Genomic DNA, 14,601 nt, shown 5'->3' on the forward strand with positions numbered 1-14,601 from the left:
ATTTACTTCTTTACCCAATTAGAACTATTTCCCAATCGTTATCTGTAATGAACTTTGAATTAACGAGCATAATACAAATACCAACCGCAAGGAGGTGATATGCAATGGGTCAAGGACAACGTTCTAATGTACTAGTCGTTCCTCAAGCTACAGCAGCTCTTGAACAGTTGAAATACGAGGTTGCTCAAGAATTGGGGATCGCAATTCCTCAAGACGGTTACTACGGTAACATGGCTACTCGTGACACTGGTGCTCTTGGTGGTAACATCACTAAACGCCTGGTGACTATCGCCGAGCAACAATTGGCAGGTCAATTCAAATAATGATTGAAAAGCAAGGAAGTGTTGGACAAAGCTGACAAAACAGCTTGTTCAATGCTTCTTTGCGCTTTTGCTCAAAAATCAGAATAATGTTCCTTATATTTATTATAATAATAAACAACGCGCTGTACATAGTGTTTCGTTTCGCCGTAAGGGATTTTTTTGGCGGTCTCGATTCGCCCGTCCCATACGTCGTTATCGATCCATCTCGCAACGACAGTCGGTCCGGCGTTATATGCCGCGACGGCCGCGAAGATGTTTCCATCGAAACGATCAAGCAGCGTCTTTAAATACCAAGTGCCGATCTGAATGTTCGGTTCGGGCTCATGGTTCACCCGTTCCATTGAAATGCGGGGCAATTTCGCCTTCTCCATCACCCAGTCGGCCGTATCGGGCATAACCTGCATCATCCCGAGCGCGCCTTTCTTAGACTCTCTGCTAGGTTTATAATTCGATTCCACGCGAATGATCGCGGCGACAAGCAACGGATCGACCTCGTACATGATGGCAAAATTGCGAATCGGTTCCTGATAATGAATCGGATAAAGCCATTTCCCCATCCAACTTGAGTTGAAAAACAGTACGATGACAAATCCGACAAACAGCAACAGCAGCACCCTTTTTTTACGCAGCCAACTCATGCAAGTCCCTTTCCGTGCCAAAACCGGTCAATTTGTTTCTTCGTTTCGTCAAGGGAAGCGCGGTTATCGATAACGTAATCCGCTTGTCGTTTTTTCCATTCGATATCGAACTGCGCATTGAGACGTTTGCCGGCTTCCTCCGCCGACATCCCGTCCCGCTTCATCAACCTCTGCAGTTGAACCTCTCGCGGTACATATACCACCATAATTTCCTCATACATCGATTCCAAACCCGATTCATACAACAGAGGAATGTCCGCAACGACAAGCTTGTCCGGATAATCGCGCTCAAACGCTTCCATCCGCTCCCGCATGACCGACCGTATGGCCGGATGCAAAATCGATTCGAGCGCTTTGCGCTCCGCCTCGTCGGCAAACACGATTTCGCCCAATTTTTTGCGGTTCAACGAACCGTCCTCTAACAGAACAGCTTGTCCGAACCGTTCGGCAACCTGTTGCAAAGCGGGACTGCCGGGAAGGACGACTTCCCTGGCAACCCGATCCGCATCTATGATCAAAGCGCCCCGCTCTTCGAGCAAAGACGAAACTGTGCTTTTCCCCGTTGCAATTCCGCCGGTCAATCCGAGATTCATCATTTCACCTCGTCAAATCGTATTAAAAAAGTCGTAGAATGCCGATCAATATTAACATGCACCCCGGCAGCGCGGACAATCTTCTCATCCACTTCACTCCTGCAAATGTAAAGCCTATATGCATCCCGATGACGATAAAACTTCCGCTTGCAACCGCAATAACGAGCGACGTAGCGAGCGGCGAAAAGCCGAGCATCGCCGCGCCGAGCCCGGCGCCGAACGCGTCCAGCGACAGCGCGATCCCGAGCAAAGCGGCTTCCGAAGCCGAAATGCTCCCCGATCTGTCCACGTCGGCCGCCGACGGTGTCCGTAAAATTTGGACGACCAAGCCGAAGCGTTTCAACTCGAGCGACCATAACGTGCTTTTGCCGGACGGCAGCAAGGGTTTGCCGTGACCCGCATTCCCGCTTCCCGCATCCGGCCCTGCATCTTCGGCGCAGCTTTTGTTCTGGGACAAGTACAATTGGATAAGCGCCCAACAGCCGATGCCGATTAAGATGACAGCTCCGATCCAATTCGTATAATCGCTGGATACGTACCGGGAAATCAACACGCCGATTTGCATGGAAATAAAAATAACGACGCCGGAACAGAAAGAAATGATGGCAATAGAGACGATCGGTATCCGTATTTTACGCAAGCCGTACGTCACCCCTACGCCAAATCCGTCCAAGCTTAACGCGAATGCCAGAAAGATAACCGATACGATGTGAGCTAGCACCCGAATTCCCCTCCCGTATAAACCGCATCATTGCCACTTCCGTAAAGCCTGCGGTTAATGTCTTACACATCATATGGGAGATTGGGCGGTAAGGTGCCTAGCGATACGAATCGTTTCAACCGGCGATTACGAAACGAATGAATCGGGCCGAGGCTGGCATTGCGGGCATATATGCGTTCCCCTGCCGCCGACGACCGTTTTTTCCACGATTGCGCCGCACCTGACGCATGGCTCGTCTTTCCTTCCGTAAATAAGAAGCTGATGTTGGAACATTCCCATCTCGCCTTGACCGTTCACGTATGACTTGATAGACGAACCGCCGGCATCGACCGCTTCATTCAACGTTTCAATAATAGCCCGGAACAAACGTTCGAACTCTTCCGACGTTAATGATTGCGGCGATCTCTCCGGATGGATGCCGGAGCGGAACAAAGCTTCATCGACATAAATATTGCCGATCCCGACAATATATGCCTGGTTTAACAACACGGTTTTAATTTTCGTCGTACGCCGGGCGATCGCTTGCTTGAACTTCTCCAGCGTAAAATCCGCATCGAGCGGTTCGAGCCCGAGCTTGCTGAGCGGAGGCTCTTTCAGTTCTTCGCCCGGTTCGAATAGATGCATCGTGCCGAACTGCCGCACGTCTTTGTAACGCAATTCCGTGCCGTCGGTAAAATGAAAGATGACATGGGTATGCTTCTCGAGCGGCTCGTCCCGCTTATAAAGGCCGTAACGGCCTTCCATACGCAAATGGGATACGAGCACGAGCCCGTCCAGCGTCATCCTTAGAAATTTCCCGCGGCGCTCCACTCGTTGAAACGTATGCCCGGCAAGCAGAGCCGCGAACATAAGCGTATCTTGCGGGCGTTGTATAATACGCGGCAACGAGACGGTGACGCGTTCGATTTGTTTTCCGATAATTAACTGGTTTAACGTTCGTTTTACCGTTTCCACTTCAGGCAATTCCGGCATGAAATTTCACCTCAGTCCATATTATACCGGAACCTTCCCGGCCAATCCATCGAAGCTTGCCGGACAACGGGAGCGCATGACGGCATTACTTGGCTTCATACCAATTCGAACCATAGCTGACATCCGCTTGCAGCGGAACGTCAAGCTGCAGCGCTCCGGCCATGACTTCCGGCACGATCCGGCTCATCGTCTCCAATTCTTCTTCCGGCACTTCAAATACCAATTCGTCATGCACTTGCAGCAGCATGCGGCTGCGCAGCTTCTCCGCCCGCAACCGTTCATCCATCTGAACCATGGCGAGCTTGATAATATCCGCCGCCGTTCCCTGGATCGGCGTATTCATCGCCGTCCGTTCGGCAAACGACCGCAAATTGTAATTGGATGCGTTAATTTCCGGCAAATAACGGCGCCGCTCGAGCAATGTGCGTACGAAACCGTCGGTCCGCGCTTGCTTCACGATGTCGTCCATAAACCGGCGAACCCCTTGGAAGACGGCAAAATACTGCTCGATAAATTTAGCCGCTTCTTTGCGCGTAATGTTCAAGTTTTGCGACAATCCGTAATCGCTAATGCCGTACACGATGCCGAAGTTGACGGCTTTCGCCTGCCGGCGCATATTCGAGTCCACATCGGATTCGGATACCCCGAAGACATCCATGGCCGTTTTCGTATGAATGTCCATATTATGCACGAACGCTTCTTTCAATTTCTCGTCCTGCGATATATGGGCAAGCACGCGCAATTCGATTTGCGAATAATCTGCCGCCAGAATATGCCAGCCCGGTTCGGACGGAACGAACACTTGTCTAATTTTGCGCCCTTCCTCCAGCCGGATCGGAATGTTCTGCAAATTCGGAAACTGGCTGCTGAGACGCCCTGTCGCCGCAATGGTTTGACGGTAGTACGTATGCACTTTCCCCGTTTCCGGACGAACCTCTTTCAACAAGCCTTCCACATAGGTCGATTGAAGCTTGGCGATTTGGCGGTAATGCAAAATTTTTCGCACGATTTCATGGTACGGTTCCAACTTCTCCAATACTTCCGCGTCGGTCGAATAGCCTGTCTTCGTCTTCTTCACGACAGGCAAGCCCAATTTATCGAACAAAATTTCGCCAAGCTGCTTCGGCGAATTGATGTTAAATTCCGTACCGGCCAGTTCGTAAATGTCTTGAACCAGCGTAGCGATTTGCGCCTCGAATTCTTGGCCGAGCCGCTGCAAACCTTCCGCGTTCACCGAGATGCCTTGCTTTTCCATATCGGCCAGCACTTTCGACAACGGCAGCTCCAACTCGTAATACAGGCGATGCATTTCGTATTTTTCCAAGTCCTCCTGCTGTTTGGCGATAACTTGTTGAATCGCCGCAGCTTTCCGGCCCAAATGCTCGCTTACGATTTCGAGATCCGGCACTTTGAATTTGGCTCCTTTGCCGAACACGGCCTCATCCGACTGCAACGAAGGCAAGCCGTATTTCGAGGTTAACGCGCTAAGCGACTGGTCGGATTCCGTCGGATCGAGCAAATACGCCGCGAGGTGAACGTCGAATGCGGCTCCCTGCAGCAATATGCCGTGCCAATGGAGCACGATGTCCGCCTTGTGCAGATCGTACCCCCGCTTCGGAATGTTCTCGTCCGCAAACCACTCCCTTAGCGGCGCCCCCGCCTCGGAAGCGAGCAGCTCGAACGGCACGTAATAGCTCGTATCCGACGTCCGCAGCGCGATGCCGATCAATACCGCATGATGCGGATTCTCGCCGGCCGATTCCACATGGACGACATCTACTTCGGCAAGCCGTTCGATCAGCGAACCGACATTCGTTTCGTCAAGCACGACCAATTGCAGCGGCGACTCCGGCTCCCGGCTTTCATCCGTTTGCGCCGCCGTTAAGTCGAGACGCTCCAGAAGCGACTTGAATTCTAGCTTGCGAAAAACGGGCACGGCCGTTTCGGTTTGCAGGCCGTTAAATTTCATGTCGTCCCATTCTTTCTCAAGCGGCATGTCGCGGAATATTGTCGCGAGCTCTTTGCTCATTTTCGCGTCTTGCACATGGCTTTCTATATTTTCTTTCAGCTTTCCTTTTAATTCATGAACATGCGCAATGACTTCTTCCACCGTCTGATATTGATGCAGCAGCTTAAGCGCCGTTTTCTCGCCGACTCCCGGCACGCCCGGAATGTTGTCGGACGCATCGCCCATCAGCCCTTTTAAATCGACGATCTGCCCAGGCGTTAAACCGTACTTCTCCTTGATTTGCGCCGGATTATAAGCTTCGATCTCCGTTACGCCTTTGCGCGTTAGCGCAATCGTCACATGGTCGGAGGCGAGCTGCAGCATGTCTTTGTCGCCCGTCACGACGAGCGTTTGCTTACCCGCTTCATCCGCAAGACGGGTTAACGTCCCGATAATATCGTCCGCTTCGTAGCCCGACATTTCAAACTGGGCGATTCCGCAGCCTTCGAGCAGCTGTTTCATGAGCGGGAATTGCTCGGACAACTCCGGCGGCGTCTTGGCGCGCCCGCCCTTATATTCTTTGTATTCCGCATGCCGGAACGTAATTTTGCCTGCGTCGAACGCGACGAGCATATGCGTAGGTTTTTCCTCTTCAATTAATTTCAGTAACATCGTAGTAAAGCCGTATACGGCATTTGTGTGCAGTCCGCTGGAATTCGTCAAAGGGGGCATCGCGTAAAACGCCCGGTTGGCAATGCTGTTCCCATCGATCAGAATGATTTTATCCATACAACACCTCGATTTCTCAACATGGCGGTTCCGTCCTGCGGACAGACACCGATTCCTATATTCTATGATAGCATAGTGCGCTAGAAAGATAAAAAAGCTTTTGCCGAAGGCGCATGGAAAACAAAAAACAGAATCGGTTTCATAAGAAACGGATCCTGTCCATATTAATGCGTGTTCAAAAAGTCAACTTTTCAGCACCTCTATTAGTTCAGATCGGCTCGTTTGCCGGTGACCAAATAAATGACACTCTCTCCGATATTCGTCGCATGATCGGCGATTCGTTCGATATAACGTCCGACAAAAGTAAGCAGCATCGCCTGGGATATGGTAGCCGGATTTTGCGCCATCAGCGTAAACAGTTCGCGTACGATTTGGCTGTACAATTGATCGACCTGATCGTCGTCCTTGGACATTTTGTAGGCCAGATCGACGTTCTCTTCCGAATACGCTTGAATCGATTCATAGGTCATCTGCGTGACGATGTCGGCCATTTGCGGAATATCGATCAACGGCTTCATCAACTGCTGGCCTTCGATTCTGAGTACGACTTTGGCAATGTCGACCGATAAGTCTCCCATCCGCTCCAAATCGCTGGCAATTTTGAACGCCGCCAGAATGCGCCTTAAATCTTTGGCTACAGGCTGCTGCGTCGCAATGAGCATGGAACCTTTCTCTACCACTCTATCTTCCATTTGATTCAATTCGGGATCGATCGATATAATTTTCCGCGCCTGCTCCGCATCCACCCGCTGCAACGCGTCCACCGCTTCGCTGAGCATCGTCTCGACGCGCTTGCCCATCTCCTCGAGCAGGGCCGTTAATTCATTCAACTGTTGATCGAATTCTTTCCTTTGAACCATGATTCTTTCCTCCTGTCCGTTGGATTATCCGAATCGGCCCGTAATATAATCTTCCGTACGTTGATCGCTCGGATTCGAGAACAATTTTTCCGTTTCCGTCGCTTCGACGACTTCGCCGTTCAAGAAAAATACGGTCCGGTCGGAGACGCGCGCGGCCTGATGCATATTGTGGGTTACCATGACGATCGTGTACTGAGCCTTCAACTCCTGCGCCAATTCCTCGATTTTAAGCGTCGAGATCGGATCGAGCGCCGAAGTCGATTCGTCCATCAGCAAAATATCCGGGTTGACGGCGAGCGCCCGAGCAATACATAGCCGCTGCTGCTGTCCTCCCGACAAGCTGAAGGCGGACCGTTTCAAATAATCTTTCACTTCGTCCCATAGCACCGCCTTCCGCAAGCTATGCTCGACGATCTCGTCGAGCCGCTTCTTGCTGCGGACGCCGTGCAATCTTGGACCGTATGCGATATTATCGTATATCGATTTCGGAAAAGGATTCGGTTGTTGAAACACCATGCCGACTTTTTTGCGCAACGTTTCCACGTCCACTTCTTTGCCGTAAATGTCGGTGCCTGCAATTTCGACTTTTCCTTCGATTTTCGAACCGGCAATCATGTCGTTCATCCGGTTGAGCGTGCGCAGCAGCGTCGATTTCCCGCAGCCGGAAGGGCCGATAAACGCGGTAATCGCTTTTTCGGGTATTTCCAGGTTTACGTTTTTAAGCGCATGATACGTACCGTAATATAAGTTCAAATCTTTGATATCGATTAACGTTTGCATCCTCGATGCCCCCCTTTTCCCGATGTTCTCATATATTTTTCTGATACTTGTTGCGCAGCACAATGGCGGAAAAATTCATCAAGATCAACAGTACGAGCAGGACGATAATGCCTGCCGCCGCCAATTCATGGAACGCGACCTGCGGTCTCGAGACCCAGTTGAAGATTTGAATCGGCATAACCGTAAACGAGTCCATAATGCCGCTAGGCAAGAAGGCGACAAACGTCAGCGCGCCGATCATAATAAGCGGTGCCGTTTCGCCGATCGCTCTGGAAAGCGCGAGAATGACGCCCGTCAAAATGCCGGGAATCGCCGAAGGCAGCACCGAGCGCGACACCGTCTGCCATTTGGACGCCCCAAGCGCATAGGAAGCTTCCCGCCGCGATTTGGGCACCGCACGCAGCGCTTCTTGGGAAGATACGATGATAATCGGCAATACGAGCAGCGTCATCGTAAGCGCGCCGGACAGCAAGCTCCGCTCCAGATGAAGGCCGCGCACGAACAGCGTCAATCCGAGGATGCCGTATACGATGGAGGGTACGCCGGCCAACGTGCTGATATTCAACTGCAGCAATCGCGTTAACCGGTTTTTCTTCGAATATTCCTCCAAATAAATCGCCGCCCCGACGCCAAGGACGAACGACAACGGAGCCATAATCAAGATCATATAAATCGTGCCGACGATGGCGGATTTCATTCCGGCTTTGGCAGCGAACCGCGAAGGGTAATTCGTAAATAATTCCGGAGACAGACGCGTCAGTCCGTCCATCATAATATTGATCAACAAAGCCATCAACGCCAAAATACCGATCGAGGTGGCTGCGACAAACAGCAGGTGCAGCGCGAAATCCGTATTGCGCCGCTTGCGGATCTGGCCCCGGTTCGCATCCTGTAAAATGCTCATAATCAATACTCCTCCCTAAATCGTTTGGCAACGTAAGAGGCTAATATATTTAATAGGAAAGTGAACAAGAACAACGTGAGCCCGACGGCGAATATGGTGCCGTATTCGATCGAACCGTGCGGGGTATCGCCCAAACTTACTTGAACGATATACGCCGTCATCGTCTGGATGCTTTCGAGCGGATTCATCGTGAGCTGCGGCGTCGATCCGGCGGCGACGGTTACGATCATCGTCTCGCCGATCGCGCGGGAGAATGCCAGCACGCCCGAGGACACGATGCCGGAGAACGCCGCGGGCACGACGATTTTGAGCGCCACCTCGAAACGGGTGGCACCCAGCGCGTAGGCGCCGTGGCGCAAGCTGCGCGGCACCGCCGCCATCGCATCTTCGCTGAGCGAGGTAATCATCGGAATAATCATAATGCCGACGACGATGCCGGCGCTGAGCGCGTTAAATACGCCTGTCGACGGGAAGACGGCGCGAATGATCGGCGTGACGAACGTTAACGCAAAATAACCGTAAACGATCGTAGGCACGCCCGCGAGCACTTCCAAAATCGGCTTGACGATTTTGCGAACGCGGTTCGGCGCATATTCGCTTAAATAGATGGCGCTGGCGATGCCGACGGGAAACGCGAATACGCAAGCGATGACGGTAACGAGCAGCGTGCCGCTCAAGAGCGGCCAAATGCCGAAGCTTTTCGGTTCGATGAGCGGACTCCACTTCATGCCGAACAGAAAATCGAACAGCGGCACTTGCTTGAAAAATTGAAACGTCTCCGAAAACAACGTATAAACGATCCCGATCGTCGTCACGATCGAAACCGCCGCACAAAGAAATAAAACGACCGGCATCAATTTATCCAACATATATATATTTTTATTTTTCAACTGCAGTTTGGGCCGCTTCGTTTGCAATTCCAAATCGCTCATTTTTCCTTAACCTCGCTTTGTTATCGTTTCGTGTGCGTATCCACAAAAAGGTGATGCCTCGCTTTCAAAGGTTGAGACATCACTTTTTTATGGATTCGTGTTGCGTTAAGGATTATTGACTCAGCTTCGCTTTTTCAGCGTCGTATTGCTCATCCGGGAGCGGAACGTATCCGACTTCACCCGCCACGCTTCCGGCATGCTGCATGAAATATTCGACGAAAGTTTTCACTTCCGGTTTTTCCATCGCTTGTTTGCTTACATAGATCAACAATGGGCGGGCAAGCGGAGAATAGCTGCCGTCTTTGATCGTTTCCATCGAAGGCGTTACCGTCGCCGTACCGTTGTCGACCGGAACGAGCTTCAATTGATCCGCGTTCTCTTCATAGAAGGCGTAGCCGAAATACCCGATCGAATATTTGTCGCCCATGACGCCCTGCACGACCGCATTCGTGTCTGCGCTGAACGTAATTTGGTTGTCATTGCGGCTTTCTTTCGCCGTGCCGATAATTTCTTCCGTGAAATAATCGAACGTTCCGTGATCCGCGCCCGGCGAATAAATTTTGATCGGCTCTTGCGGCCATCCGGCGCGAACGTCAGCCCATGTTTTCACCGTGCTGTTCGGCTCGTATATTTTTTTCAGTTCGTCAACCGACAATTTATCTACCCAGTCATTATCTTTGTTAACGACAACGGACAACCCGTCATACGCTACTTTTAATTCGATATAATCGACGCCGTTCGCCTTCGCTTCTTCCGCTTCGCTGTCTTTAATGGCGCGGGAAGCGTTGCTGATCGCCGTCTCGCCTTTCGTGAAACGTTTGAATCCGCCGCCGGTGCCGGACGTGCCGACCGTTACGCGAACGTCTTTATACTCTTTGCTGAACTCTTCCGCAATCGCTTCTGCCATCGGGAATACCGTGCTGGAACCGTCAATTTCTATCGTACCCGACAGCGCCGCCGTTTCTTCCGCATTCGATTCGTTGCCTGCCGCCGGCGTTTCCGCAGCAGGCGTCTCTGCCGCTTTCGTACCGCCGCAAGCCGCAAGCGTAAGCGCGACAATAATAATTAGCAGCGTTAGCAAACTCTTTTTCCCCGGTTTCAACATCTACAACCACTCCCCTGATTCATCGTACTTTTATCCTTTTTCTTCGCTACGTTTCCAATGGTAGCGAAAGATTGTTAAGCCTGTTCGAAAGTTTTGTTAACTCAGTGTAAAAATTTCAAGATGCTCCGAATCGCCTGTTTGACTTCATCCGTTTTTCGATCGACGACGGCGGCGTTTGCGAACATTTCCTGCACTTGTTTCCGGTGGTCTTCCGCAGCGTGCAGCAGCTTCTCGAATGCTTCCGCCGCTTCGCGAACATACGCCGCGCTGTTCTCCGTCTCCGCGCGTCCCGCCTGCACCCATTGCGCCGTTTCCGCAACGGATTCCCCGACTTCGCCGAGCATGCCGGCGATAGCGTCGGCCGACGCTTTCGTGCGGTCCGCAAGCTTGCGCATCTCGGAAGCGACGACGGCAAATCCTTTGCCGTACGCGCCGGCTCTGGCCGCTTCGATGCTCGCGTTGAGCGCCAGTAGATTGCTCTGTTCGGCCAAGTCGCGAATCAATTGCGTGATCGCGGAGATGCCCGCCGTTCGCTGCTGCAAATGTCGAATATGCCGTTCCTGCTGTGCCGTATTATGCATGATGCCGGCGAACGCGTCCGATACTTTGCTTAGTTCCTTCTTCCCTTGCAGCGTCAATTCGACCATCGCTTCCGAATCTAGAATTCCGTTTCGCGCCGAAAGCGTCACGTTCGCGGCCGCTTCGTGAATTTGCGCGATCATGGCGTCCGTACCCCGGGCAATGCGATGCTGCGATTGAACGGCCGCTTGCTGCAGCGTTAACGACAATTGCAGCAGCGACCCCACCGTTACAATGCCAAGAAGCCGCCCTTGCTCCGTTACGATGACGCAATCGTAGCATTGTTCGTTCGGACGGTTCAGCGCCAAATCGATCATTTCCTGCACCGGCAGGGAGATGTCCACCTGCAGCGCATTCGCGTCCATCAGTTTAGCGACCGATTTCGAATCATACAAGTCGATTCCGTACGTTTGCCCGATGATGCGGAAAAAGCGGGTTTTCATCAACAAGCCGAGCGGCGCATCTTGTTCGTCCACAACGACCATGCACTCCTCTTCGGGCCTTTTTCCTAGCAAGGCGATCGCTTCCCGGCACGTATGAAACGGTCCCAGAACCGTCGGCGCTTGTATGTAGCGGCGAATATCCACACTCCCGCTTTCTTCCGCTTTTTGCGGAAAATCAATTATTTTTTGGAGCGCCTGCGCGGACATATCGGTTCCCTCCTCGATAGACGATGCGGCGAGCATCGTAGTTCTTTCTTCCTATCCCTACGGCACCAGTGTAGCAGCGAACGGTTAACGGAATGTTTGCGGCATATTAATTTCATGTAAATTGTGGCAAATACAAGGTTGGTGTAATAACGGAAAAAGAGGGAAAATTAATCAATATTGCAACGCACAAACTCGCGGCAAGAGACGGAGGAAGTATGACGAAACGCTATCGTTCCGATCCCATTCGCAAACAGGAGAGCAGATTAATCGCGCTCTGTTTCATTATCGCGCTGATTATGCTTTTTTCTATTATCCGGCACTTATGAGAAGGAGTGACGCGGGATGTTCCCTTACGATCCGGTCGTTTACAGCCGGATATTAACCGGTTTGACGCTGGCCTTTCACATCGTGTTCGCCACAATCGGCGTCGGGGTGCCGATCTTCATCGCGCTCGCGGAATGGATGGGCGTAAGACGCCGCGATCCGCACTACTCTTTGATGGCGCGCCGCTGGGCTCGCGGCTATACGATTACGGCGGCCGTCGGCGTCGTGACGGGTACCGCGATCGGGCTGCAGCTTAGTTTGCTGTGGCCGAGTTTTATGCGCGTCGCGGGCCAATTGATCGCATTGCCCTTGTTCATGGAGACGTTCGCCTTTTTCGTGGAAGCGATCTTTCTCGGGATCTATTTATACACATGGGATCGGTTCAAACAACCGCTGCTTCACCTGTATTTGCTCATACCCGTGGCGATCGGTTCCTCGGCTTCCGCCTTTTTCATTACATGCGTCAATGCGTTTATGAATACGCCGCAGGGATTCAGGCTCGAAGACGGAAGCCCGACGGACATTCGGCCGATCGCGGCGATGCTGAATCCGGCGATGCCGACCAAAGTGGCGCATGTGCTCGCCACCGCCTATGTCGCATGCGCGTTTCTTCTGGCGGCGATTGCCGCCGTTTCGCTGTTGAAAGGCCGAAGCCATATATATTATCGCAAGGCTTTGAAACTAACGATGACTTCCGGATTGGTGTTTGCGTTGACGACTTTTGTCCTCGGCGACCTGTCGGGCAAATTTCTCGCTTCGTACCAACCGGAGAAACTGGCGGCGGCCGAGTGGCATTTTGAAACAGGCACGCATGCGCCGCTCATTCTCGGCGGATATCTTGACCGGAATAACGAAGTGAGGCTTGGCCTCAAAATTCCGTACGCGCTCAGCATTTTGGCGCATGGCGACCCTGGCGCCGAAGTTCGCGGGTTGAGCGAGACGCCCAAGGAGCTTTGGCCGCCGCTCGTGACGCATTATTTATTCGACTCGATGGTGGCGATCGGCATGTATCTTATCGCCGTCGGCGTCTGGTACGTCATCGCCTATCGCAAACGGCGCAAGCATGCCGTTCCGCGGACGGCGCGCCTGCTTCACTATTTTATCGTCCTCGGCGCTCCGCTTGCTTTCCTGGCGATCGAATTCGGTTGGATGTATACGGAAGTCGGCAGACAACCGTGGATTCTGGTTGGCATCATGAGAACGGCGCAAGGCGCCACGACATCGGGGCATGTCGATACGATGCTATGGCTGTTCGCGCTCCTGTACGCAATACTAGGCGTCAGCAGCTCGGCCATCTTGCTGAGAATGTTCCGAAACAACCCGGCGGAAGCGGAAATTCGCGCGCGGAATATGGATGATTAACATTTGTGCGCATTGAGGGGGCCATGTTTGAATGGGCTATGAATTGTTGGGGATCACGGTGCTATGGGTGTTCTTGTTCGGCTATCTTATCGTCGCCTCGATCGATTTCGGGGCGGGCTTTTTCAGTTATTACAGTCTAATTACGGGAAAAAGACATCAAATCAACCCTGTCATCGAACGCTACTTGACGCCGGTATGGGAAGTGACGAACGTATTTCTCGTATTTTTCTTCGTCGGCATCGTCGGTTTCTTTCCGGATACGGCTTACTACTACGGAACCGCCTTGCTGGTTCCCGGCAGCGTCGCCATCGTTCTGCTCGCGATTCGCGGCTCCTATTATGTATTCAGCACGTATGGGAACCGGGAAAATACGTTCTATATGTTCTTGTACGGCGCAAGCGGCCTGCTCATTCCGGCCGCGTTGTCGACGGTGTTGTCCATATCCGAAGGAGGATTTATCGAAGAGAGAGGCGGCGGCGTGTCCATTTCGTACGGCAAATTGTTTACGAGCGGCTACGCCTGGTCGGTCGTCCTGCTCGCTTTGGTTAGCGTACTCTATATTTCCGCCATGTTCCTGACCTATTATGCCGACAAAGCGAAGGATGCCGAAGCTTTGAAAGTGCTGCGCCGCTATGCGCTCAGTTGGTCCGCGCCGACGATCGCAAGCAGTCTGCTCGTTTTTTTCGCCATTCGCGCTCATAATCCGCTGCATTTTGACAATATGGTCGCCAATGCCTGGATGTTCGCCGCTTCGTTCGTCTGTTTTGCCGTCGCGGTTTATTTCGTATGGAAGGGCCGTTTCTACAATTACGCGTTCGCACTCGTTATTTTGCAGTTTGGATTCGCCTTTTTCGGATACGGAAAATCGCACTTGCCTTATTTGCTATACCCTTACTTGACGATTTACGAGCACTTTACGAATCCGGAGATGGCCGTCGCATTAATCGCCGCGTTTCTTCTCGGATTGCTTGTGCTCATTCCGTCCTTATATTTGTTGCTCCGCCTCTTTTTGTTCGATTCCACTTACGTCCAAGGCAAGCTGGGAAGAAAATAGAAAGGAATGACGTTTCCATGCACGCGTTTTTTCTTTTTTACGCGCCGATCCTACTTCTTATCGTGTC

14 protein-coding genes are annotated in these 14,601 nt (G+C 52.1%); 3 read left to right on the plus strand and 11 right to left on the minus strand.

Features of this window, described 5'->3' with window-relative positions:
* The first annotated feature begins 104 nt into the window (after nucleotides 1-104).
* Entirely contained in the window at nucleotides 105-323 is a 219-nt protein-coding gene (locus LQ229_RS00890; RefSeq protein ID WP_216537350.1) for an alpha/beta-type small acid-soluble spore protein, read from the plus strand.
* A 71-nt stretch (nucleotides 324-394) separates the two neighbouring features.
* On the opposite strand, the gene LQ229_RS00895 is transcribed toward LQ229_RS00890, so the two are convergent.
* From LQ229_RS00895 to LQ229_RS00945, 11 genes are all read right to left on the minus strand, one after another.
* Nucleotides 395-961, minus strand: a complete 567-nt coding sequence (locus LQ229_RS00895) for a lytic transglycosylase domain-containing protein (protein WP_216537349.1) — start codon at nucleotides 959-961, stop codon at nucleotides 395-397.
* Nucleotides 958-1,554, minus strand: coding sequence for a dephospho-CoA kinase (gene coaE, locus LQ229_RS00900; protein WP_230190711.1), 597 nt, complete (start codon nucleotides 1,552-1,554; stop codon nucleotides 958-960). Before coaE ends, LQ229_RS00895 begins: the two co-directional genes overlap by 4 nt.
* 22 nt (nucleotides 1,555-1,576) lie before the next feature.
* Nucleotides 1,577-2,275, minus strand: a complete 699-nt coding sequence (locus LQ229_RS00905) for an MntP/YtaF family protein (RefSeq protein ID WP_230190712.1) — start codon at nucleotides 2,273-2,275, stop codon at nucleotides 1,577-1,579.
* A 126-nt stretch (nucleotides 2,276-2,401) separates the two neighbouring features.
* Nucleotides 2,402-3,247 carry a DNA-formamidopyrimidine glycosylase gene (gene mutM, locus LQ229_RS00910; RefSeq protein WP_230190713.1) on the minus strand — a complete coding sequence of 282 codons (846 nt, stop codon included), beginning with the start codon at nucleotides 3,245-3,247 and terminating at the stop codon, nucleotides 2,402-2,404.
* Between the two features lie 85 nt (nucleotides 3,248-3,332).
* On the minus strand, nucleotides 3,333-5,984 hold the full coding sequence (gene polA, locus LQ229_RS00915; protein WP_230190714.1) for a DNA polymerase I: 2,652 nt from the start codon (nucleotides 5,982-5,984) through the stop codon (nucleotides 3,333-3,335).
* 203 nt (nucleotides 5,985-6,187) lie between these two features.
* Nucleotides 6,188-6,844, minus strand: a complete 657-nt coding sequence (gene phoU, locus LQ229_RS00920; RefSeq protein WP_230190715.1) for a phosphate signaling complex protein PhoU — start codon at nucleotides 6,842-6,844, stop codon at nucleotides 6,188-6,190.
* A gap of 24 nt (nucleotides 6,845-6,868) precedes the next feature.
* Nucleotides 6,869-7,624, minus strand: a complete 756-nt coding sequence (gene pstB, locus LQ229_RS00925; protein WP_216537344.1) for a phosphate ABC transporter ATP-binding protein PstB — start codon at nucleotides 7,622-7,624, stop codon at nucleotides 6,869-6,871.
* 28 nt (nucleotides 7,625-7,652) lie between these two features.
* On the minus strand, nucleotides 7,653-8,528 hold the full coding sequence (pstA, locus tag LQ229_RS00930) for a phosphate ABC transporter permease PstA (RefSeq protein ID WP_216537343.1): 876 nt from the start codon (nucleotides 8,526-8,528) through the stop codon (nucleotides 7,653-7,655).
* Nucleotides 8,529-8,530: 2 nt separating this feature from the next.
* The gene (pstC, locus tag LQ229_RS00935) at nucleotides 8,531-9,397 is read right to left on the minus strand and encodes a phosphate ABC transporter permease subunit PstC (protein WP_230190804.1); all 867 of its coding nucleotides are present in this window, start codon (nucleotides 9,395-9,397) and stop codon (nucleotides 8,531-8,533) included.
* Between the two features lie 175 nt (nucleotides 9,398-9,572).
* The gene (locus LQ229_RS00940; protein WP_216537341.1) at nucleotides 9,573-10,565 is read right to left on the minus strand and encodes a PstS family phosphate ABC transporter substrate-binding protein; all 993 of its coding nucleotides are present in this window, start codon (nucleotides 10,563-10,565) and stop codon (nucleotides 9,573-9,575) included.
* Nucleotides 10,566-10,666: 101 nt separating this feature from the next.
* Entirely contained in the window at nucleotides 10,667-11,794 is a 1,128-nt protein-coding gene (locus LQ229_RS00945) for a methyl-accepting chemotaxis protein (RefSeq protein WP_290369997.1), read from the minus strand.
* Nucleotides 11,795-12,136: 342 nt separating this feature from the next.
* Between LQ229_RS00945 and LQ229_RS00950 the strand changes: the two genes are divergently transcribed.
* Nucleotides 12,137-13,480, plus strand: a complete 1,344-nt coding sequence (locus LQ229_RS00950) for a cytochrome ubiquinol oxidase subunit I (protein WP_216537340.1) — start codon at nucleotides 12,137-12,139, stop codon at nucleotides 13,478-13,480.
* Nucleotides 13,481-13,511: 31 nt separating this feature from the next.
* On the plus strand, nucleotides 13,512-14,534 hold the full coding sequence (locus tag LQ229_RS00955) for a cytochrome d ubiquinol oxidase subunit II (protein WP_230190716.1): 1,023 nt from the start codon (nucleotides 13,512-13,514) through the stop codon (nucleotides 14,532-14,534).
* The last annotated feature ends 67 nt before the right edge of the window (nucleotides 14,535-14,601 follow it).

The sequence above is a fragment of the Paenibacillus sp. CECT 9249 genome (assembly GCF_918697855.1).
In the GTDB taxonomy this organism is placed as follows: domain Bacteria; phylum Bacillota; class Bacilli; order Paenibacillales; family Paenibacillaceae; genus MSJ-34.